Here is a 20,600-nt window from a genome sequence, read left to right on the forward strand (position 1 = left end):
CCGAGGAACTAAGAATATGTCTATCTTCATCAACAAGGACTCGAAGGTCATCGTCCAGGGCATCACCGGCGGCGAAGGCTCCAAGCACACCGCCCGCATGCTGCACGCCGGCACCAACATTGTGGGTGGCGTGAACGCCCGCAAGGCCGGCACCACCGTCACCCATGGTGAGAAGACCCTGCCGGTGTTCGGCACGGTCAAGGAAGCCATCGCCGAGACCGGTGCCGACGTCTCCATCGTCTTCGTGCCGCCGGCTTTCACCAAGGACGCCGTGGTCGAGGCCATCGAGTCCGAGATCGGCCTGGTTGTGGTGATCACCGAGGGTGTGCCGGTGCAGGACTCCGCCGAGTTCTGGGCCCTGGCACAGTCGAAGAAGGATGCCGACGGCAACCAGATCACCCGCATCATCGGCCCGAACTGCCCGGGCATTATCACCCCGGGTGAGTCGCTGGTGGGCATCACCCCGGCGAACATCACCGGCAAGGGCGGCGTGGGCCTGGTGTCCAAGTCCGGCACGCTGACCTACCAGATGATGTACGAACTGCGCGACCTTGGCTTCTCCACCGCCATCGGCATCGGCGGCGACCCTGTCATCGGCACCACCCACATCGACGCCCTGGCTGCGTTCGAGGCCGATCCGGAGACCAAGGCGATCGTGATGATCGGCGAAATCGGTGGCGACGCCGAAGAACGTGCCGCCGAGTTCATCAAGAACAACGTCACCAAGCCCGTCGTGGGCTACGTGGCCGGCTTCACCGCGCCGGAGGGCAAGACCATGGGCCACGCCGGCGCCATCGTGTCCGGCTCCAGCGGCACCGCACAGGCCAAGAAGGAAGCACTCGAGGCCGCGGGCGTCAAGGTCGGCAAGACCCCGTCCGAGACCGCGCACCTGCTGCGCGAGGTGTACCCGGAGCACGAAGAGGCCTCGAACCTCTAAGCACCGCCACCAGCTGTTGAAGCCCGCCACCTGCGCACGGTGGCGGGCTTCGCGTTTCTTGCCGGCGCCGAAACCGGTCTACGCTGGACACAACACCACTGCACAGGAGGCCTCATTGCGCGCTGCCATCATCCACGGACCGGGCGACATCCGCGTTGAGGAGCGCCCGGATCCGGAAATCCTCACGTCGACCGACGCCGTCGTGCGCGTAACGGCTTCCTGCGTCTGCGGCTCCGATTTGTGGCCGTACCGTGGCGCGCGTGAGCCGGGGGATCCGCATCCTATCGGCCATGAGTTCATCGGCATCGTTGAGGCCGTCGGCGATGAGGTCCGGACCTTGTCCGTGGGCGACCTGGTGATCGCACCGTGGGCGATCAGTTGCGGCCAGTGCCCGGCCTGTCGTGACGGCGTGCAGACGTCGTGCGAGCACCGGGCCAGCTGGGGAGGCAGCGATGAGCACGGACTGCCGGTCGACGGCGGCCAAAGCGAAACAGTGCGGGTGCCCCTCGCTGACGGCACGCTCGTGGCCGTTCCCGGGGTAAGCCAGCCGGATGAAGCCCTGGTCAAGAGCCTGCTCACGCTCTCCGACGTGATGGGCACCGGCCACCACGCCGCCCTCGGCGCCAAAGCCGGTCCGGGGCGCACCGTCGTCGTGGTGGGCGATGGGGCGGTCGGGCTCTGCGGAGTACTGGCCGCCAAGCGGCTGGGCGCGGAGCGGATCATCGCCATGTCGCGCCACGAAGACCGGGCGGTGTTGGCCCGGGAATTCGGCGCCACCGACATCGTCGCGGAACGCGGCAAGGCCGCAGCGGACAAGGTCAAGGTACTGCTCGGTGGAGTCCTCGCCGATTCCGTGCTCGAATGCGTGGGCACAGCTGAGTCGATGGACCAGGCGCTCCGCTGCACCCGGCCGGGCGGTGCGGTAGGGTTCGTCGGCGTGCCGGTCGGCGGCGCCGAGTTGCCCGTCTGGACCCTGTTCCAGAAGAACATCTCCGTGGCCGGCGGCGCGGCTCCCACCCGCGAGTACCTGCCCGAACTGCTCGACGACGTTCTGGCCGGCAGGATCAATCCCGGCAAGGTCTTCGACGCCGTGATGCCGCTGGAAGACGCCGCGAAAGCCTACAGCGCCATGGACGAACGGCGCGCCATTAAGGTCATGCTGCTGCCCTGACCACGCACGCGGCCCTGACCACGCACGCGGCCCTGGCCGCGCCGTCCGCCGTCAGCTGCGCAACCGTTCCATGCCGGATAGGTGCCCCGGCGGTGGCGGGACGGGGTCCGGTTGGTTGGCCAACGGGCGGCCCCACGGTGACGCCGAACGCCGCACTGGTGGCCTACCCGGCGGGAAACGTTGTCCACGTGCACCGGTAAGCAGCGGCACCGCCCCTTTCATCTGAGCGGTGCCGCTGCTGCCTGCCAGGTGCATGGTCTGCTACCCGCGTAGTCGTTCCATCTTCGGATCGACCAGCGGTTCGGCAGCGATGGTCGCGGCGACCTTCCGGCCGAAGTAGCCGATCTCCACGGAATCGCCCTCCGTGAGCCCCGCCGGCAGCCAAGCGTAGGCGATGGGCCGGCCAACGGTGTAGCCGTAGGCCGCGCTCGTGACGTAACCCGCCGGCTCGCCGTTGACGAACACCGGTTCCTTGCCCAGCACTACGGACGTGCCGTCGTCGACCGTCAGGCACCGCAGTACCCGGGAAGCCGGCTCGTCGCGCCGGGCAGCCAAGGCCGCGTGTCCCACGAAGTCCGTTTTGTCCTTGAAGACCGAGAATCCCAGTCCAGCTTCATACGGGCTGTGCTCGGGAGTAACATCGGTGCCCCAGAGTCGGTAGCCCTTTTCCAGCCGGAGGCTGTTGAAGGCGCCGCGGCCAGCGGCGATGATGCCGTGCTCCTGGCCCGCTTCGAAGAGCAGGTCCCACAGCTTCAGCCCGTGCTCCGCCGAGGTGTACAGCTCCCAGCCGAGTTCGCCGACGTAGGACAGCCGCATGGCGGTGACGGGGATGCCGCCGATACGGACCTCCTTGGCCCGGAAGTAGCGCAGCGAATCGTTGGTGTAGTCGTCCCCGCTGACCTTGTTGATGACCTCGCGGGCCAGCGGTCCCCACAGCCCGATGCAGCAGGTGCCCCCGGTGATGTCGGCGACATGGACCCACTGTGCCGGATCGGCCGCGGCCTGCTTGCGGGCCTCGACCCTGAAGTAGTCGAAGTCGATGTTGCCGTTAGCGCCGACCTGGAAAGTCTCCTCGGCGAGCCGTGCGATGGTCACATCGCTGCGGACACCGCCGTCGTTATTGAGCAGCAGGCAGTAGGTGACGGCCCCAGGCTTTTTAGCGATGTTTCCTGAGCTCAGCCGTTGCAGCATCGACAGCGCGCCCGGGCCGCTAATCTCCAGACGCTTCAGCGGTGTCATGTCATAAAGAGCGACGGCGGTGCGCGTCTTCCACGCTTCGGCTGCGGAGATGGGGGAGTGGAACATTGCGGACCAGGGGTCCCGCTCCGGGGCCTGCCAGGCTTCCGGCAGCTCCTGCAGCAGGGCACGGTTGGCCTCGTACCAATGCGGGCGTTCCCAGCCTGCGGATTCCAGGAAAAACGCACCGAGTTCGTGCTGCCGGACGTTGAATGGGCTGACCCGCAGGTCGCGGGGGGATTCCCGGGGCTGCAGCGGGTGGAGCACATCGTAGATCTCCACGAAGTTCTGCTGTGAGGTTTCGCTGACGTACTCCTCGCCGACCTGGATCTTTTCGAAGCGGGAAACCTCGCATTCGTGCAGGGACGTGCTGGACTGGCCTTCCACCAACAGCTCGGCCACAGCCTTGGCGACGCCGGCCGAGTGGGTGACCCAGACAGCCTCTGCAACGTAGAACCCCTCGACCTCCGCCGACTCGCCGATCAGGGGGCCGCCATCGGGCGTGAAGGAGAAAATTCCGTTGAAACCATCCTCTATTGAGACGCCTCGCAGGGCGGGCAGCAACGCCTGGCTGTCCTGCCAGGACTGCAGGAAATCAGCTTCGGTAAATTCCAGCCGTGAAGGCATCCGGTGCTCGGACATCTGGTCTGCCAGTACCTGCGGCAGCTCGTCCAGGTCCACGGGCATCGGGCGGTGCGCATATGAGCCGATGCCTATGCGTTCTCCATGCTCGCGGAAGTACAGGTCCCTGTCCTGATGACGCAGGATGGGCAAGCGGGCACCATTGGGCAGCTCATTCTGGCCTGCGAGTGCCGGCAGCGCCGTGGTCTTGGCATATTGGTGCGCCAGCGGCAGCAGAGGCACCGGCATGCCTACCATGGCACCGATTTTGGGACCCCAGAAACCGGCGCAACAAACCACAATGTCCGCCGGCACAACGCCCTCAGATGTTTGCACCCCGGTGACCTTTCCACCGGCCTGTTCAATACCGGTCACGGCGGTGGAGCCGATGAACTTTACGCCGGCTTCGCTGGCCCGTTCGATCAGCAACTGCACTGCCCGGGCGGCGGAAGCCAGACCGTCGGAGGGCACATAGAGTCCGCCCAGAACCATGTCCCGGTTGAGCATTGGGTAGCGCTTCTCGCACTCATCCGGGTCAAGCAGTTGACCCCCAAGACCCCAGGACGTGGCGAAGCCCAACCGGCGCTTCAGCTCCTGAAGCCGGGCCTCCGTGGTGGCGATCTCAAGTCCGCCGACCTGATTGAAGCAGGAGCGCCCGTTCGCATTCAGCGAGAGCAGTTTGTCCACCGTATAGCCGGCGAACTCGGTCATCGTTTTGGACGGGTTGGTCTGGAACACTAAGCCGGGTGCATGCGAGGTTGACCCGCCGGCCAGGCGCAGCGGCCCCTGCTCGACGACGGTGACATCGTTCCAGCCGCGGATTGCCAGTTCGTCGGCGAGATTGGCGCCGACAATGCCGGCCCCGATGATGACGACGCGTGGTGTGGGGCTCATAGGTTTTCTCCTTGAATCGCGGTTAGCGGAAGACGACGGTGCGGGTGTTGTTGAGCAGGACCCGGTGCTGGCAGTGCCACATCACGGCGCGGGACAGGGCCTGGGCCTCCGCATCCCGGCCTACGGTGACCAAGGACTCCGGATCCAGGCTGTGGTCTACCCGGAAGACCTCCTGCTCGATGATCGGGCCTTCATCAAGGTCTGCCGTGACGTAGTGGGCCGTGGCGCCGACCAGCTTTACCCCGCGGTCGTATGCCTGGTGGTAAGGCTTGGCGCCCTTGAAACCGGGCAGGAACGAATGGTGGATGTTGATGGCGCGGCCGCGCAAGGCCTCACACAGGTCGTCCGAAAGCACCTGCATGTACCGCGCCAATACCACCAGGTCTGCGTCGTACTCCGCGACGAGGTCGAGCAGGCGCCGCTCGGCACCCGCCTTGGTGTCGGCGGTGACCGGCACATGCACAAAGGGCAGGCCGGCCGCCTCGGCCATCGGGCGCAGAGCTTCGTGATTGGAAACGACGACGGCGATCTCGGCACCGAGGCTTCCGGCCTGCCACCGGAAGATCAGATCATTAAGGCAGTGGCCGAATTTCGAGACCATGACCAGCAGTCGCTTGGTGCTGTCGTCATGGAGATTGAAGTTCATATCGAACTGGTCCGCCACATCCGCAAATTCCCAGGCCAAGGCCGCGGCCATCGCCGAGTGTTTTGCCTCGCTGCCCTTGGCCCGCCCGCCGGATTCAGGGGTCGAGTCCGCAGGGACAAACGCCGTCCGCAGGAACAGAGTGCCGCTGACATGGTCATCGAATTGCTGATGCTCGGCAATATCGAAACCTCGCTGAGCCAGGAAGCTGGTCACCGCGTGGACAATGCCGGGGCGATCCGGACAGGAAAGCGTCAGGACAAGCGGGGCCGTGCGTTTTCCAGCGTACGCGTGAACCCGTGCAGCGGGAAGGTCATGGTTGAGTGGTTCAGTGGTGGCCAAGGCCGTCATTGTCATTTGCCTCTCTTGGTCATGTAGGTCAGGAGTCAGCGGCGGGACGGGGGCCCGTCGTGCGGTCGGGCTCCGCATTAGCTGAGGCGCGGATGGCGGAACCAGCGCATTCATTGCCGAAGCTGCATTGCTCGTCACAGTCGTGCTTGGTGACCAGATCGAATTGGACCCCGCCATGCTCGTCCACGCCGGAACGGATGGCCCGTTCGACGACGGAGTCGGCCAGCCTGCGCCGCAGCGAGAGCGGGTCGCGGCGCAGGTCCTTCACCAGCGCCACGCACATCAGCAGCATGACCAGCACGAACGGCAACGCCACCACAATGGTGATGTTCTTCAGTCCGTTCAGCGCCTCGGCCGGTTCGTCTCCGCCCGCAAGCATCATGACTGCTGCAACAGCGCCGGTTAGGGCGCCCCAGAAGATCACGACACCGCGCGAAGGATGCTCTGTTCCATTGGAGCTAAGCGACCCCATGACCAGGGAAGCGGAATCGGCCCCGGTGACGAAGAAGATTCCCACCAGGACCATCGCCAGGACGGCCACGAGGCCGGCGATGACGTTAGGCAGGGAAAGATTCTGCAGCAGGTCGAAGAGCGCGCCGTCGAAGGAGATGGAGGGAACGCCGTCGACCATGTCGACAAGACCGTCCGTCTCATCGGCACTGGCGTCGGCCGCCGCCTGAACGCCGAACGCTGCGCCACCGAAAATGGAGAACCAGATGACGCTGACGATGCTCGGGACCAGCAGAACTCCGGTGACAAATTGCCGTATGGTCCGGCCGCGGCTAATGCGGGCGATGAACATGCCTACAAAGGGAGTCCACGATATCCACCAGGCCCAGTAGAAGATGGTCCAACCGGACATCCAAGTCCGTAACGCCTCATCGCCAACAGCCTCGGTCCGAGTGGCCATTTCAGCGAAATCACGGGCATAGTCGCCGATGGCGGACGGAACCAAGTTGAGGATGAACAGTGTGGGGCCCGCTACGAAAACAATGAGGGCCAGGACGATGGCGAGGACCATGTTGATGTTGGCCAGCCACTGGATTCCACGGCGAATGCCGGAGACGGCCGAGGCAATGAAGCAGATGGTCAGCAGGGCCACAATCGCTACCAGTACCGGTGTGGCCAGATCACCTACCCAACCGTTGAACGCCAGGCCACTGCCGATCTGCAGCGCGCCCAATCCGAGTGAGGCAGCCGTGCCGAAAAGCGTGGCGAAGATGGCCAGGATGTTGATGAATTTGCCTGCCGGACCTTCAACTGTCTTCGGGCCGAACAACGAGGTGAAGGTTGCCGAGATCAGTTGCTTGCGGCCCAACCGGTAGGTGCCATAAGCCATGGCGACACCGACGACGGCGTACATGGCCCACGGGTGCAAAGTCCAGTGGAAGAGGGAGGTGGCCATTGCGGTCTGGATGGCCTCGGGGGTCTGGCCGTTGACGGTGCCGGGCGGCGGAGCGACGTAGTGGTACATGGGTTCGGCCACGCCATAGAACATCAGCCCGATGCCCATGCCGGCCGCGAACATCATGGAAATCCAGGAAATGGTACGGAACTCGGGTCTCTCACCGTCCCTGCCTAGGGGAATGCTGCCGAAACGCCCCAGCGCTAGCCATAGGACGTAGACAACGAAAAGAGACGCCAGCAGGATGAACAGCCACCCCGTGTTCTCCATGACCCAGTTCAGTACTGTGGTGGAGGTGGTCGCTAGGGTCGCGGTGCCCAGGAAACCCCAGGCGACAAATCCCACGGCCAGGGCGCCAGCCACGACGAACACCGTCTTGTCCAGGCCGGGTGGGACTTTGCTGCGGCGGGCCGCCGCATGTTCGGTTTCGCTTTCACGGAGTTCCTGCAGGATCTGGTGGTCATGGGCAGGTTCTTCTGTCGGAACATCGTCGGCGGCCGGCGTTTCGGGCAATGATCCGCCACGGATAAGCTCGTTGGGCCCGTCGTCGGTATTGCCATGATCAACTGCGATTTCTTTATTCGTTGTCATGAATTTCCTTTGCTCGATGACCCATGTCCGGCGCTAAACATGTCCGCCTGCGGTCAAGCCAGGCGGGAGATTCGGAGCGTCGTCTGATTCCCGGACCATGATGGTTCCGTCTACAACCTTGACTTCGTGGACTCTGACCGGCAGCTTCGCCGGCGGGGCGTCTACCTTGCCCGTCCGTAAATTGAATTTGGAGGCGTGCAGCGGGCACTCCACTTCGCAGCCCTCAACCCAGCCGTCGGCAAGGGATGCGTCCTGATGGGTGCAGGTGTCGTCGATGGCAAAAAGTTCGCCTTCCTCCGTGTGGAAGACCGCTATGGGAGGCGAAGTGTCCAGCCGGATGGCATCGCCAGGTGCGAGTTCTGTGAGCGGGCATGCGTGGTGCATAGGGGCAGAACCTCTTTCAGTGCCGGGCCGCGGGCGGCGCAGTTCCGTCATGAACAACTCTGTTCACAATAGGCAACAGCCTGTCTGCAGTTGCCTGAGGCTGTCAAGGCTTTTTTCTGCTGATTTGGAGAATGCTTTCACCCCCACAGAATGTATGGCTGTGACTCTTGACACACACTTCGCTGGCCAGTCATGCTGTTTCACATAGCGATGCAAGTTGCGGTATGCGCAATGAATCAGCGCTCTTGCCCACCAGGTGCACAGCACCAATTCCGTGTTGCGAAAGGCTTAACTATGCAGACTCTTGTAGTCGTGGGGGCGTCACTGGCCGGACTCTCCGCCGCGCGCGCAGCGCGGGCCCTAGGTTTTGCCGGCAGACTAGTCATTATCGGAGACGAAGCGCCCCGTCCTTACGACCGGCCGCCGCTGTCCAAGGATTTCCTCGCTGGGAAGATCGGCTCGGATGACTTGTCGCTGGAGGAAGCCGGCGAGGACCTGGATGCAGAATGGATGCTCGGAGTCCGAGCCGAACGCTTCGACGCCCTCACCCTGACGGTTACGCTCGACGACGGGCGAACCGTTGCCGCAGACCGTGTAGTCATTGCCACCGGTGCCTCTGCCCGGGGGCTGGCCGAACTGCAAGGCATGCAGAACGTTTTTACTCTGCGCACGCTGGCCGATGCCCAGGCGTTGCGGACACATTTGGTCCCCGGCCGTCGACTGGTGGTCATCGGTGCGGGGTTCATCGGCGCGGAAACCGCTTCCACGGCCAAGGCGGCAGGCATGGACGTGACCGTGGTGGAAAGATCGGCTGCGCCGCTCGCGGGCCCGCTCGGAGTGCAGATGGGCGCGGCGGTGGCAAGCCTTCATAAAGCAGCTGGAGTGGAACTGCTCTGTGAAACAGGCGTTTCCTCCTTCACTATGAGCGGCACTTCGGTGACCGAGGTTGTCTTGGAAGGTGGCCGACGGTTGCCCGCCGACGTCGTGCTGGTTGGCATCGGAGCGCAGCCCAACGTTGAATGGCTGGAAGGGTCGGGCATCGCGCTGGACAACGGCGTTTTGTGCGACGCCATGGGCCGGACCAACAGGCCGGGTGTATCTGCCGTCGGCGACTGCGCCGCGTGGTACGACCTGCGGGCCCAAAGCCACCAGCGGGTAGAGCACTGGGCCGGGGCGAACGAACGCCCGGCGCTCGCCGTAGCCGCCCTGCTGGACGAGTTCGCGGCGCAGCAGCCGGTCAATCCGCCGTACTTCTGGTCCGACCAGTACGGATCGCGAATCCAGTTCGCGGGGCACGCGCATGGTTACGACCGGATCGAAATCGAGCACGGCGACGTAGCCGAACGCAGTTTTCTGGCAGTGTACTACGCCGGCGCTGAACCGGTTGCCGTGCTAGGCGTGGACCAGGTCCGGCAATTTACCAAATGGCGCAAATTCCTGAACAAGAACGCCCAGTCGTACGTGGTCCCGGCAGCCTCCTTAGCCGCCGCCTCCTGACGAGCCCCGGCAACGCTGCGTGCTGCTGCAACCATTCCAAATCCCTGATTCCACTGTCCCGCTTCTCGCATTTCCAAGGAGTACCCTATGACCGCCGAAGTCATCTCGGAAAGCCTCATCGCTACCCTGCCAGGCAATACCTATGTCGATGCGGAGATATTCAAGACCGAACAGGAACGTATTTTTGAGCAAATGTGGTTCTGTGCCGTGCGCTCGGAAGATCTGGCGAAGCCCGGTGCTTACAAAACGGTCCAGATTGGCCGCGAGTCGGTCATTGTCACGCGCAACCGGAAGGGTGCAATCAGGGCGTACTACAACATTTGTCGGCATCGCGGGGTCAAGTTATGCCTGGAGGAATCCGGTGAGGCCGGCCGTTCCTTCCAGTGCCCTTACCATGCCTGGACCTACGATTTTGATGGCAAGCTGATCGCGGCTCCGAACCTCACGAAGATGCCCGACATCGACCGAGACAAGTATGGCCTGGTTAATGTGGCCGTGCGCGAATATCTCGGCTACATCTGGCTCAGCCTGGCCGACGAGCCGCCGTCGTTCGAGGAGGACGTCGTCGGCGCCATCGAGGAGCGACTCGGCGATGTCCAGGCTGTCGAGAGCTACGACATTGCCAATCTGAGCCTGGGCCGGCGCATCACATACGACGTAAAGGCGAACTGGAAGCTCATCATCGAGAACTTCATGGAGTGCTACCACTGCGCCACAATCCACCCCGAACTGACAGAGGTGCTACCCGAATTCGCAGACGGACTGGCGGCACAGTACTTCGTCGGCCATGGAGCGGCATTCGGTGACGAGATCAAGGGCTTCACCATCGACGGCTCGGAAGGTGTGGATCGGATTCCAGGCGTAGGCGACGATCAGGACCGCCGCTACTATGCCATCACGATCAAACCGACGGTCTTCGTCAACCTTGTGCCGGACCACGTCATCATCCATCGGATGTTCCCGATGGCGGCCGACCGCACGATTGTCGAATGCGATTGGCTGTATCTGCCCAGTGTTGTCGAGAGCGGAAAAGATCTCACGGCGTCCGTGGAGCTGTTCCATCGCGTGAACCAGCAGGATTTTGACGCCTGCGAACGCTGCCAGCCTGCCATGGGCTCGAAGGTCTATGCCAAGGGCGGGGTGCTCGTTCCCAGTGAGCACCACATCGGTGCGTTCCACCACTGGGTGCAGGAGATGCTCGACGGCACCGGTACTATCTCGGGTCCCGTTGCCGACGCCGTACCATCCTGAACATCCGCGAATCATTCGGGCCTTTGACCAATTCGTGAGCTGTTCTTGCCCGGCCTGTTTAGGATCCTTAATCAGGCCGGGCATTTCCTTGGGCTTTAAGCAGAATGAATGACCTGAGATATTGATAGCGCCGATGACGTGCAGGGGTTGGCGTGTACTGGGACGGCTACGGAATTGAGGCCGATCCCGCATTCTTCAGAAACGAGGGCATAGGACTTACTGCCGCTGTGCCGACGCCAGCGCCGCAAGGAGTACCTTGAAGAGGGCGTTGGGGTTGGGCGAGGTGAGGCTGCCGCGCCGGTCGTGCATGGACAGGGTGAGAGGGCCCACCATCTGGTCGGCATTGACGGCGTAATTGGAACGAGTGACGGCCGGAATACCGTTTCCTTGTATTGGTCGGCCAAGGGCCCAGCACGGGGCGCGCTTTGCGGACTACACTTAGCGGCCTAGAGGCCGGTGGACTTGTGCACGCACATTTTTCGGCAATCTCTCTCACTCCGGCAGATCCGCTGCGGGCGGATATTTCGGGTACCGTGACGGCTCGGTCGACAAACCGGACTTTACGGCCAACCTCCGGACTCTCGTCGTCGATAGTGAAGTCAGATGCAGTGCGTCAACGCCCGCTTGGGCAGCCCGCCGCCGTCGTCATTGGGTAGCCGGCGGCCGTCGGCACGGTTCAGCTGTCCCGGGAGTAGCCCATCCTGGCGCTGATGTTGTGTCCCGCCTGCTTGACGTCCTCGATCAGGTCGGGCATCTCCTGGGGTTTGAACCGAAACGCAGGGCCGGAAATGCTGACGGATCCGATCACGGCTCCCAAGTGGTCCCACACCGGAACGGCGATTGAATTGAGGCCGATCTCAAATTCTTCCGTGACAACGGCGTATCCGTTGGCGGCTACCGACAGCAGCTCTTTTTCCAGCTTCTGCCGGGACGTGATCGTCCTGGCCGTCAGCGCCGGCAACCGCGTTTGCTTGACGATCTTTAACCGGTCTTCCGAGCTGAGCCCGGCCAGCAGCACCTTGCCGCTGGAGGTGGCATGCAGGGGGGTCAGGCTGCCGATCCAGTCGGACATCGCCAGAGTGGAGGTGCCCCGGGCCTGGTCCACGTTGACGGCAAAGTTTGAACGCAGCACGGCCAGGTTCACGGTTTCCTTGTACTGTTCAGCCAGTTGCTCCAGCACCGGCCGGGCCTCGCGGACCAGGCTCAAATTGCCTGGGATGGAATTGGCCAGTCGCAGAATGCCGAACCCCAGCTGGTACTTTCCGCGTTCGGTGTTCTGCTGGACCATACCCCGGTGGTCCAGCGACGCCAGCAGCCGTGAGGCGGTGGACTTGTGCACACCCATCTCCTCGGCGATGTCACTGACGCCGGATTCCCCGCGCCGGGCCAGGATTTCCAGCACGGTGATGGCGCGGTCGACGGACTGCACGCCCCGGTTCAGGTTCTCCGGGGATGCCTCGTCGTCGAGCTCTTCAGGATCAGCCATGGGACCATAATCTCAAATTCCGTGCGCGGCGACGGTTTGTGGCATGAGACGGAGCGCCGCTTAGCTCGTGGCGTTGCCTAACCGGGCAGCCTTCGCCGACCGGTGCGAACCAAAGGCGGAGTAGTCGGCCGAGCCGGGCTCGCCCCAGACGACCAGCACGCGCAGCGGGCCGGAGCCGGTATTGGCCAGATCATGCTGCGAGCCCACGGGCGCCAATACGGCGTCCCCGGCGGCCAGATCATGGACCTGGCCGTCCACCCTCATTCGCGCTTTCCCCTCCATCACCACATAGAGTTCCTCGAGTGCGCGGCCACTGTCGGGATGGGAGTGCATGCCCTCCGTTCCGCCCGGCGGCAGTTCCCACGTCTGCACGGCCACCGGCAGGCGGGACTGTTGTTGGAACAGCCACTGCATCTTCACCGGTGCCGTACCGCCGTGGAGATTGTAGTCAAAGGCATAATCACCGCGTCGTTCCAACATGTTCAGAGCGCACCGACGGATTCGGTAGCGTTTTGGCGGGCCGGATGCGGCGCCGTGGCGGGAAACTCGTGGGAGAGCGCTGCGGCCATACCGGCGGAAGCGCGTTCCAGCAGGATGACGCCCTTCGCAGCCGTGGCCTCGGCGGCGGAGGAGAGGCAGCCGGAAGCCGGGGTCAGTTCGGGCCTGACCGGCAGGACGTCGTAATTGGGCAGGACGGCGGGCGGGGCATCGACTACCTTGTCCATCCGGACCCGCTCCGGGTACAAGTGCAGCATCAGCGATGTTTCCAGGACACCGCCGTGTTCAAGGTCCCAGCCAGTGAAGCCGTTCGGGTACAACTCGGCGATGGTCGCGTCGTCAACAAAGTCCCAGTAAGAGAGCAGGACCACCTTGGCGTCGTCGATGCCGCTTTGCTGCAGCTCGCGCAGTGCCAGGTCGACTCCTTCGTACAGGAACTGGTAATTCTCGAAATGGCCGTTGATAAAGGCGATGTTCCGGGCACCGTGCCGGGCGAATTCCAGCGTCAGTGTCTTGGCTATGGCAATCATGGTGGAGGCGTCCAGGCTGGTAGTGCCGGGGATGTGGTTGCCGCCGCCAGAACGCTGCTGGGACTTGTATCCGTAGACCACTGGGGCGGCCACCAGTGCGTCGATGGCCGTTGCCGTGGCTCCGGCCAGTGCCTTGGAGAGGAGCACATCGACATTGAGCGGCATGTGCGGGCCGTGCTGTTCAATGGAGCCAACGGGTATCAGCACCAGGGCGTTGTCCTCGCTGATGCGTTCGCGGTAGGTAAAGGCGTCGAGTTCTTCCATGTACACGCTGGTGCGCATGCTGTCTCCAAGATCGTTGGTGTCGGGCCGGCCGCGGACGGCGGGCCCGGTTAGTGCGGTAAATATGGTGCTGCTGGGGCGGGACCGAACGGTCCCACCCCAGCAGGGTCCAGGTCAGGCCTGGATGATGTTGTTTTCCGGACCGAAGCCGAACTTGGTGATGTTTTCGACGCTGTCTTCGCCGATCACCAGGATGTCGTGTTCGCGGTAGCCGCCGGCACCGGGTTCGCCGTCGGCGACGGTGATCATCGGTTCCATGGAAACGACCATGCCCGGTTCGAGGACGGTTTCGATGTCCTCGCGCAGTTCCAGGCCGGCTTCGCGTCCGTAGTAGTGCGAGAGGACGCCGAAGGAGTGGCCGTAGCCGAAGGTGCGATTGGGCAGCAGTCCGTGGCCGATGTAGATCTCGTTCAATTCCGCCGCGATGTCCTTGCAGACGGCGCCGGGCTTGATCAGTTCCAAGCCGCGGCGGTGGACCTCCACGTTGACGTTCCACAGTTCGAGGGAGCGCTCGTCCGGCTCACCCAGGAACAGGGTCCGTTCCAGTGCGGTGTAGTAGCCGGATGTCATTGGGAAGCAGTTCAGGGACAGGATGTCTCCGCGCTGCAGTTTGCGTGTGGTGGCCCAGTTGTGCGCGCCGTCGGTGTTAATGCCGGACTGGAACCAGACCCAGGTGTCGCGGACTTCGCGGTGCGGGAAGGAGCGGGCGATCTCGTGCACCATGGCTTCGGTGCCGATCAGCGCCACTTCGTACTCGCTGATGCCTTCGCGGATGGCGGCCTTGATGGCTTCGCCGCCCAGGTCGCCGATCCGGGCGCCGTGCTTGATGACCTCGATTTCCTCGGCCGACTTGATCATCCGCTGGCGCATGGCGTCCTGCGAGACATCGAGCAGCTCGGCGCCCTCGAACGCGGCCTGGATGCGCTGGCGGGTCATCAGCGGCAGGGCGTCGTCCTCGACTCCGAGGCGGCGGGCGCTGACGCCGCGCTGGCGCAGGGCTTCCTGCAGGCCGAAGTAGAAGTTGTCACGGCGCCAGTCGGTGTAGACGATGTTTTCGCCGTAGCTGGTGCGCCACGGCATGCCGGCGTCGATGTTCGCGGTGACGGTGACCGAGTCGTCTGCGGTGACCACCAGGGCGTAGTTGCGGCCAAACGTGGTGTACAGGAAATCGGAGTAGTACTTGATGCCGTGGTAGCTGGTCAGGATGACGGCGTCGAGTTCCTTGGCGGCCATGATGGCGCGCAGCCCGGTCAGGCGGCGTTCGAACTCCGCATCGGAGAAGGTCAGTTGCTGCTTTTCTCCGTTGTGCAGGACCTTGAGGCGCTCGAGTTCGGAAACGCTGTTCGCTGAGCTGGGGGCGATGGTCATGGGTTCTCCTTTAGTGCTGTTCTTACATGGGACGTAGTGGTTTGGACAGTCCCGCTGATTCGGGCTGGGACTAAGGGGTGGGCGCAACCGTCCGGTTCTCCGGAGCGGGAGGAGTGTCGGTGTGGACAGCTTCTTCAGACTCCGTCAAGGCCGTTTCGCAGCTTCCGTAGTTCTTGAGGAACTCCTCGTCGGAACTGCTTTCCTTGAGTCCCAGCGGGATGCCGGCGGCGATGCGGGACCGGAACCGGGGGTAGCCGAGGATGAAGTAGACGGCGGCAGCCGTTACCGTTCCGCCGAGCCAGGAGAAATCGACGCCGCCGACGGCGCGGGCAAGGGGGCCCTGCAGGATGGGGACGGAGCCGTACATGCACATCCAGGTCATGAAGATGCCGGCGAAGAAGGCGATGAACGCTGACGGGTTGAAGGCCTTGAGCTGGGTGTCATGAACTGAGCGGAACAGGTAGCTGAAGTTCTTGTGCCGGCGTTCGAAAACGAAGTAGTGCACGGCCATGATGCCGCCCCAGGTAGCGACCCAGGCTGCAATCGCGATGATCCAGTTGTGCAGCAGGTGGGCGAAGTCGGTCGCGAACATGAATCCGATGACCGCTGCCATGGCGAGGCAACCCACCAGGATGGAGAGCTTCTTGCGGGAGACCTGGATGTCCAGCGCCTGCGTGGCGACGCTGAAGGTGTACATGTTGATGATGTTCGTGGCGATGGGGCCGTGGATGACCAGCAGAATGACGGGGATCGCGAAGGTTCCGTAGCTTTCGACGATGAGGTGGCCGGGATCGGCGGTGCCGTTCTTCGTTGCCAGGCTTGCACCCAAGACACCGAGCCAGACAACCGGGAGGAACTGGCCCAAGACGCTGACGATGTAGAGCCTGGACGGGCGGATCTTCTTGCTGACGAAGCGGGAGTAATCGGGGGCGTAGGTGAACCAGCCGATACCCCAACCGATGCCGATGGCGGTCATGATGGACGACATGGCGGCGATGCGTGGCATTCCGCTGAGCACTTCGCCCACCGGGCCCTGGTAGGTCCAGTCGATGTCCAGCTGGGTCCAGGCCACGATCGACATGGCTATCAGCACCAGCACTGTTGGCGGCATCGTGATGCGCTCGAAGCGCGAGATGGCCCGGTAGCCGCGGTAGCAAATGGCTACCTGGATACCCATGATCACCGCCGCTGTGGCGATCCGCCAGCCCAAGTTGGTTTGCGCGGGGTCGACCCAGCCGATCATCCCGAACAGAGCCATGATGAGATCCAGGATCACCCAGGTGTTAACAGCTGACCAGCCAATGGCGATCACGGCTTGGATCGCGGCCGGCAAGTAGGCGCCGCGGCGGCCGAAGGCTCCGCGGGCGAGGAGCATGCCGGTGGCGCCGGTGCGCTGGCCCAAGATGACGAAAAAGCCGAAACCGAGCATGCCGATGACGTTTCCGGCGATCAGGACCGTCAGTGTGTCGGCGAGGCTCAGGCCGAGGTGAATGCCCAGGGCGCCCAGGATCCAGTTGATCGGGGCGACGTTGGCTCCTGCCCAGATCCAGAACTGGCCGGAGAGCTTTGTGGTGCGGGCCGATTCGGGAACCGGCTGCAAGATGTCTTCTACGTGTTGGGTACTTTGTTCGGATTTCGTAGCGGATCTCTGGCTCATAGCAGTTCTCCTGAATGATTTGGGAACGGGAGGCGGAGCAGGACTGCATCCAGAGTAGAGGTGATCCAGCTCACAGCGTATGCTCGGAACGTAACCTCTTTTGCCTCCAGCGGGTGACACTCTGTCGCTGCGAGGGCGGCCGGACGCCTAAAATGATGGAGTTTTGCATGGTCGTTTTGTTGTCGGATGTGCTGCAGCTCGAACTGATGCAGCACGCCAGTCCCTTGGTGCGGGCCGGGAAGGAACTGATCGGGGCGGGCAAGGTGAGGTGGGTTCATTCGAGCGAAGTGCTCGAGATTGCGCCGCTCCTGCGGGGTCAGGAGTTGCTGCTCAGCGGCGGGGACGCCCTGTTGAACCTGAGGCCGGCCGCCCAACAGGAGTACGTCCGGAGCCTGGCGGCCCGGCACGTGACCGCGTTGGCGATCCAAACTGCGGGTGGCCGTTCCCTGTCCGACGAACTCGTCCAGGCCGCTGAGGAAGCCGGCCTGCCGTTGATCGAGTTGCGGCGCGTCGTCCCCTTCGTGGAGATCGCGGAAGAGGTCAACCGAAAGGTTGTAGCCGAACACGTCACCGCCCTGCAGACCGCGGATTCCATCTCACAGCGCTTGGCGGAACACCTGGCTTCGTCCGGTCCCGCACTCCGTCCTCTCATCGAAATCGTCTCGCAGTCGCTGCGGATCGAGGCTGCCTTGCTGGATCCCAGTGGAAGCGTCCTGGAGTTCGCCGGCGGCTTTCCTCCCGATGCCACATCAGTAAATGTCGAATCCGATATTTTCGTTGGCAGCCTGGTCTCTGCCCGGCTGCGGCTCCAAAGCCGGCTGGACGTCCCGCCGGAGTTGCTGAAGACGGTGGGGGAGCGGATCGGCAGCATTCTGGCCCTGGCCGTATCCCAGCAGCACCGTCCCACAGCGGAGCAGATTGCCCACACGGCCCTGATGCGTGCCGTCGTCAGCGGGGCGGGCTCGTCCCAGATTCACGAATTGTGCGCGGCGGCTGGAGTGTCGACGGAACACCCGGTCTTCGTCATGGGGTTTCGCCGGATCGGCCTGAGCAGCGTGCGGGGAGTGGCGGAAAAAACGCTCAGGTCCCGGTGTCCCAACGCCCTGACCTATTTGGACGGCGAAAGCCTCTGGGCCATGGCCCAGCTCAGTATCAGCGGGACACGCCAAGAGCGGCGCGAAATTCTGGAAGGGCTGCGTGCCGACCTGCGCGGTCTAGCGGTGGCGGGCGCCGTCGGACCAACAGTGGCGACGCCGCTGCATGCCCACTCATCGCTGGTCGAAGCCCGGCTCACTCACGCGGTCGGCGCACCCGGCGATCTGGAATCCAATATCCGCGACTGTGAGGATTTCCTGCTCGACCGCCTGGCAGCCCGTGAGCTTGCCGGGCCGGTAATCGGACGCATCACCCAAGAACTGCTGGGCGAACTGCTGGACTATGAGCGTCGGCGGGGAACACGCCTGCTCGATACGCTCGACGCCTGGCTGATCAGTGGATGCAATTCTGCCGAAGCTGCCCGCGTCCTCTTCATCGAGCGTCAAACCCTGCACAAGCGGCTGCGCAAGATTTTCGAGCTGATCGGCGGCGACCCCCGGGGCAGCGCGAAATTGCCAGGACTCTATGTGGCGGTCCACCTGGCCAAGAACCCGTCGCCGGCAGGGGTCAGCGACTGAGGACGGCGCGGACTGCAAGACCGCGCGGGCAGTCTCAGACGGCGGCATGCCTCCCGGGGCCGGGCAACCCTGTTTGAGCTGCTCCGGCCCCGGCTGTGACTGCGGCGATTCGTGCTCTGGTCAGAGCCGCTGGCGTCGGAGCAGTCGTGTGCCCGTCTTGACCAGCATCAGGACCAACAGCAGGATGCCCACATAGCCGTTGATGACATACACGATATTGACCATCTGGGAGAACGGCAGGAGCAGGCCTATTACGGTCCCGATGGCGGCGAGAGCGAGGGTGAGGTACTTGAACTGGGGCGTCTTGTCGGCGAAGAAACGCGATGAGACTGTCCACAGCAACGGGACGGCAGTCGTGTAAATGCCGGCGAGGATCATGAGGGAAATTCCGGAGGCTATCAGCGGGCCAACGTCGCTCGCCAGAACGAGCATCGGAATCTCGGTCCCGCCGACGCGCGTGATGTTCGCGAGCAGGCCCAGCCCCACGATGATGCAGGCCACCGAGAAGGCAACTGCCCCGACCAGCCCGCCGGAGGCCGCTTCCCGGCGGTTACGCGCCGTCTTGCCCAGCGCTGTGAGGAAAGCCGCCAGCCACAGCATGCAAAAGCCGACGTAGGACAGGCCAGACATAAACCAGTTTGTCGAGGCCTGGGTTAGATCCAGTTCGGGCAGCAGCGCATTGCCTTGGGCGATCCCGCCCGGGTTCTGGAAGATCCCGACGATGCCGAGTGCAATCGCGATGACAACGATGAGAGGGCCGATCTTGCCGATGACGTCGACCAAGCTCTTCAGGCCGAACCACACGCTGATACCCACCGCCACGGCCAGTCCGATGCCTCCGATGTATTTGGAAAGGCTGTAATGCTCCTCGAAGACTGCGCCTGCCCCGGAGACCATTACCGTGAAGCTCAGGAAGACGAAAAGGACAGAGAAGAAGTCGAAGAACGTTCCCAGATACTTGCCGCAGTAGTAGTGGAAGATCAACGACGGACGCTCAAACTTTTTCGCCTGGCCGACAGAGAAGAACTCAACGGCAACGTAGGTCATGAGGACAAGGACCAAGATCCCGGTGCCAAAAATCCCCCAGTAGCCGTAGGACGTAAAGTACTGCAGGATTTCCGCCGGTTGCGAATCCGGAGCCGATAAGGAAAGCCACAATTGCACCGGCATACGTCAGGACCCGGAGCGGGCTCGTTTTTTCGACGGTGTCCAAATGCGCTGTTGTCTGCGATGTTTGTGTCAAGGGGCCCCCGCCATAGCTGATATATGAGTTTTCACGGGAACGATATGCCAGCAATGTGATCCAGTCAACATTTTGCCGAATCTGTCGGAACGCGACCCTTAAACTCGTGGGATGGATGCCCTCTGGTTAGGGTTACAAGACGCCGCGGATGGTCTTTTCGAAACTGACGATGTGCTCCAGGGCGAGCCCGGCGGCACGGTCGGCATCGCCGTCGACAATTGAATCCAGCAGTTCCACATGCTCGCTGATGTGCCCGGAGACTGAGGGAACCTTGTCCAGTACCAGGCACCAGATCCGGGTGGCCAGATTGTCCAGCCGGATCAACGTGTCCTCCAGATGCGGGTTGCCGGCGGCACGATAGATGGCCCGGTGCACGCTGAGGTCGTAGCGCATCAGGTCATGCTTTTCCGGCCCGTGCTCGTCGAGCTTTTCGATATCCCGGGCCAGCTGCGAGAGTTCTGCGCGCATGGTTTCGCCGGCAGCTTCCGCAGCCTTGCGGGCGGCGAGTGGTTCCAGCACGCGACGCAGTTCCGACACTGCAGCCAGTTCCGTGATGTCCACGATGGTGGCGAAGGTGCCGCGCCGCGGGTAGGAGATGACCAGGTGGTCGATCTCCAGTTTCTTCAGGGCCTCGCGCACGGGAGTGCGGCCGAAGCCCAGCTGGGCCGCCAACTGGCCGTCGTTGATCGGGGCGCCGGGCCGGATGTCCAGCATGATCAGCTTGTCCCGCAAGGCCCGGTAAGCCTGTTCAGCCAGCGACAGGGACTCGGCGCCGGCGTCGGTTTCGGCAGTGATGCTCATGGTGCTCCTTGCTGGGTCGGTGGCCTTGACGGTGCAGCCGGTGCGGAAATCTGACTGTTGGGACGAAAGCCTTGACGTGTT

16 protein-coding genes are annotated in these 20,600 nt (G+C 63.3%); 5 read left to right on the forward strand and 11 right to left on the reverse strand.

Annotation, left to right across the window (positions count from 1 at the left end; genetic code table 11):
- Positions 1 to 16: 16 nt before the first annotated feature.
- Both sucD and AC5RW2_RS13290 read left to right on the forward strand, forming a co-directional pair.
- Positions 17 to 937 (forward strand): succinate--CoA ligase subunit alpha, encoded by a 921-nt coding sequence (gene sucD / locus AC5RW2_RS13285; RefSeq protein WP_493951121.1) that lies wholly within the window; start codon positions 17 to 19, stop codon positions 935 to 937.
- Between the two features lie 115 nt (positions 938 to 1,052).
- Entirely contained in the window at positions 1,053 to 2,108 is a 1,056-nt protein-coding gene (locus AC5RW2_RS13290) for a zinc-dependent alcohol dehydrogenase family protein (RefSeq protein WP_493964387.1), read from the forward strand.
- A gap of 261 nt (positions 2,109 to 2,369) precedes the next feature.
- Here AC5RW2_RS13290 and AC5RW2_RS13295 read toward each other — a convergent pair whose 3' ends face one another.
- From AC5RW2_RS13295 to AC5RW2_RS13310, 4 genes are read right to left on the reverse strand one after another with little or no spacing between them, the layout of a single operon-like run.
- Entirely contained in the window at positions 2,370 to 4,859 is a 2,490-nt protein-coding gene (locus AC5RW2_RS13295; protein WP_493964388.1) for a GcvT family protein, read from the reverse strand.
- A gap of 22 nt (positions 4,860 to 4,881) precedes the next feature.
- On the reverse strand, positions 4,882 to 5,853 hold the full coding sequence (gene purU, locus AC5RW2_RS13300) for a formyltetrahydrofolate deformylase (protein WP_493964409.1): 972 nt from the start codon (positions 5,851 to 5,853) through the stop codon (positions 4,882 to 4,884).
- A 28-nt stretch (positions 5,854 to 5,881) separates the two neighbouring features.
- Positions 5,882 to 7,849 carry a BCCT family transporter gene (locus AC5RW2_RS13305; RefSeq protein WP_493964389.1) on the reverse strand — a complete coding sequence of 656 codons (1,968 nt, stop codon included), beginning with the start codon at positions 7,847 to 7,849 and terminating at the stop codon, positions 5,882 to 5,884.
- A gap of 33 nt (positions 7,850 to 7,882) precedes the next feature.
- Positions 7,883 to 8,233, reverse strand: a complete 351-nt coding sequence (locus AC5RW2_RS13310) for a bifunctional 3-phenylpropionate/cinnamic acid dioxygenase ferredoxin subunit (protein WP_493951117.1) — start codon at positions 8,231 to 8,233, stop codon at positions 7,883 to 7,885.
- A gap of 294 nt (positions 8,234 to 8,527) precedes the next feature.
- Here AC5RW2_RS13310 and AC5RW2_RS13315 point away from each other — a divergent pair, with 294 nt between their 5' ends.
- On the forward strand, positions 8,528 to 9,730 hold the full coding sequence (locus tag AC5RW2_RS13315; RefSeq protein WP_493951116.1) for an NAD(P)/FAD-dependent oxidoreductase: 1,203 nt from the start codon (positions 8,528 to 8,530) through the stop codon (positions 9,728 to 9,730).
- A gap of 87 nt (positions 9,731 to 9,817) precedes the next feature.
- Positions 9,818 to 10,981 carry an aromatic ring-hydroxylating oxygenase subunit alpha gene (locus AC5RW2_RS13320; protein ID WP_493951115.1) on the forward strand — a complete coding sequence of 388 codons (1,164 nt, stop codon included), beginning with the start codon at positions 9,818 to 9,820 and terminating at the stop codon, positions 10,979 to 10,981.
- A 676-nt stretch (positions 10,982 to 11,657) separates the two neighbouring features.
- Here AC5RW2_RS13320 and AC5RW2_RS13325 read toward each other — a convergent pair.
- From AC5RW2_RS13325 to AC5RW2_RS13345, 5 genes are all read right to left on the reverse strand, one after another.
- On the reverse strand, positions 11,658 to 12,467 hold the full coding sequence (locus AC5RW2_RS13325) for an IclR family transcriptional regulator (RefSeq protein WP_493964390.1): 810 nt from the start codon (positions 12,465 to 12,467) through the stop codon (positions 11,658 to 11,660).
- Between the two features lie 60 nt (positions 12,468 to 12,527).
- Positions 12,528 to 12,947: a cupin domain-containing protein gene (locus AC5RW2_RS13330; protein WP_493964391.1), complete on the reverse strand. Its 420-nt coding sequence runs from the start codon at positions 12,945 to 12,947 to the stop codon at positions 12,528 to 12,530.
- Between the two features lie 2 nt (positions 12,948 to 12,949).
- Entirely contained in the window at positions 12,950 to 13,777 is an 828-nt protein-coding gene (locus AC5RW2_RS13335) for a creatininase (RefSeq protein ID WP_493964392.1), read from the reverse strand.
- A 114-nt stretch (positions 13,778 to 13,891) separates the two neighbouring features.
- Positions 13,892 to 15,145: an aminopeptidase P family protein gene (locus tag AC5RW2_RS13340; protein WP_493964393.1), complete on the reverse strand. Its 1,254-nt coding sequence runs from the start codon at positions 15,143 to 15,145 to the stop codon at positions 13,892 to 13,894.
- Between the two features lie 70 nt (positions 15,146 to 15,215).
- On the reverse strand, positions 15,216 to 16,802 hold the full coding sequence (locus AC5RW2_RS13345) for a purine-cytosine permease family protein (protein WP_493951110.1): 1,587 nt from the start codon (positions 16,800 to 16,802) through the stop codon (positions 15,216 to 15,218).
- 167 nt (positions 16,803 to 16,969) lie between these two features.
- On the opposite strand from AC5RW2_RS13345, the gene AC5RW2_RS13350 reads away from it, so the two are divergent.
- On the forward strand, positions 16,970 to 18,475 hold the full coding sequence (locus tag AC5RW2_RS13350; RefSeq protein ID WP_493964394.1) for a PucR family transcriptional regulator: 1,506 nt from the start codon (positions 16,970 to 16,972) through the stop codon (positions 18,473 to 18,475).
- A gap of 120 nt (positions 18,476 to 18,595) precedes the next feature.
- Here AC5RW2_RS13350 and AC5RW2_RS13355 read toward each other — a convergent pair whose 3' ends face one another.
- Positions 18,596 to 19,633 carry a YkvI family membrane protein gene (locus AC5RW2_RS13355; protein WP_493964395.1) on the reverse strand — a complete coding sequence of 346 codons (1,038 nt, stop codon included), beginning with the start codon at positions 19,631 to 19,633 and terminating at the stop codon, positions 18,596 to 18,598.
- Between the two features lie 217 nt (positions 19,634 to 19,850).
- Entirely contained in the window at positions 19,851 to 20,519 is a 669-nt protein-coding gene (locus tag AC5RW2_RS13360; protein WP_493951107.1) for a GntR family transcriptional regulator, read from the reverse strand.
- Between the last annotated feature and the right edge of the window lie 81 nt (positions 20,520 to 20,600).

The organism is Arthrobacter sp. B0316-1-20, from assembly GCF_059091865.1.

Coding starts and splice junctions, on each gene's coding strand:
- sucD (WP_493951121.1), top strand. CDS start 17: ATGTCTATCTTCATCAACAAGGACTCGAAGGTCATCGTCCAGGGCATC.
- AC5RW2_RS13295 (WP_493964388.1), bottom strand. CDS start 4,859: ATGAGCCCCACACCACGCGTCGTCATCATCGGGGCCGGCATTGTCGGC.
- purU (WP_493964409.1), bottom strand. CDS start 5,853: ATGACGGCCTTGGCCACCACTGAACCACTCAACCATGACCTTCCCGCT.
- AC5RW2_RS13305 (WP_493964389.1), bottom strand. CDS start 7,849: ATGACAACGAATAAAGAAATCGCAGTTGATCATGGCAATACCGACGAC.
- AC5RW2_RS13310 (WP_493951117.1), bottom strand. CDS start 8,233: ATGCACCACGCATGCCCGCTCACAGAACTCGCACCTGGCGATGCCATC.
- AC5RW2_RS13315 (WP_493951116.1), top strand. CDS start 8,528: ATGCAGACTCTTGTAGTCGTGGGGGCGTCACTGGCCGGACTCTCCGCC.
- AC5RW2_RS13320 (WP_493951115.1), top strand. CDS start 9,818: ATGACCGCCGAAGTCATCTCGGAAAGCCTCATCGCTACCCTGCCAGGC.
- AC5RW2_RS13325 (WP_493964390.1), bottom strand. CDS start 12,467: ATGGCTGATCCTGAAGAGCTCGACGACGAGGCATCCCCGGAGAACCTG.
- AC5RW2_RS13330 (WP_493964391.1), bottom strand. CDS start 12,947: ATGTTGGAACGACGCGGTGATTATGCCTTTGACTACAATCTCCACGGC.
- AC5RW2_RS13335 (WP_493964392.1), bottom strand. CDS start 13,777: ATGCGCACCAGCGTGTACATGGAAGAACTCGACGCCTTTACCTACCGC.
- AC5RW2_RS13340 (WP_493964393.1), bottom strand. CDS start 15,145: ATGACCATCGCCCCCAGCTCAGCGAACAGCGTTTCCGAACTCGAGCGC.
- AC5RW2_RS13345 (WP_493951110.1), bottom strand. CDS start 16,802: ATGAGCCAGAGATCCGCTACGAAATCCGAACAAAGTACCCAACACGTA.
- AC5RW2_RS13350 (WP_493964394.1), top strand. CDS start 16,970: ATGGTCGTTTTGTTGTCGGATGTGCTGCAGCTCGAACTGATGCAGCAC.
- AC5RW2_RS13360 (WP_493951107.1), bottom strand. CDS start 20,519: ATGAGCATCACTGCCGAAACCGACGCCGGCGCCGAGTCCCTGTCGCTG.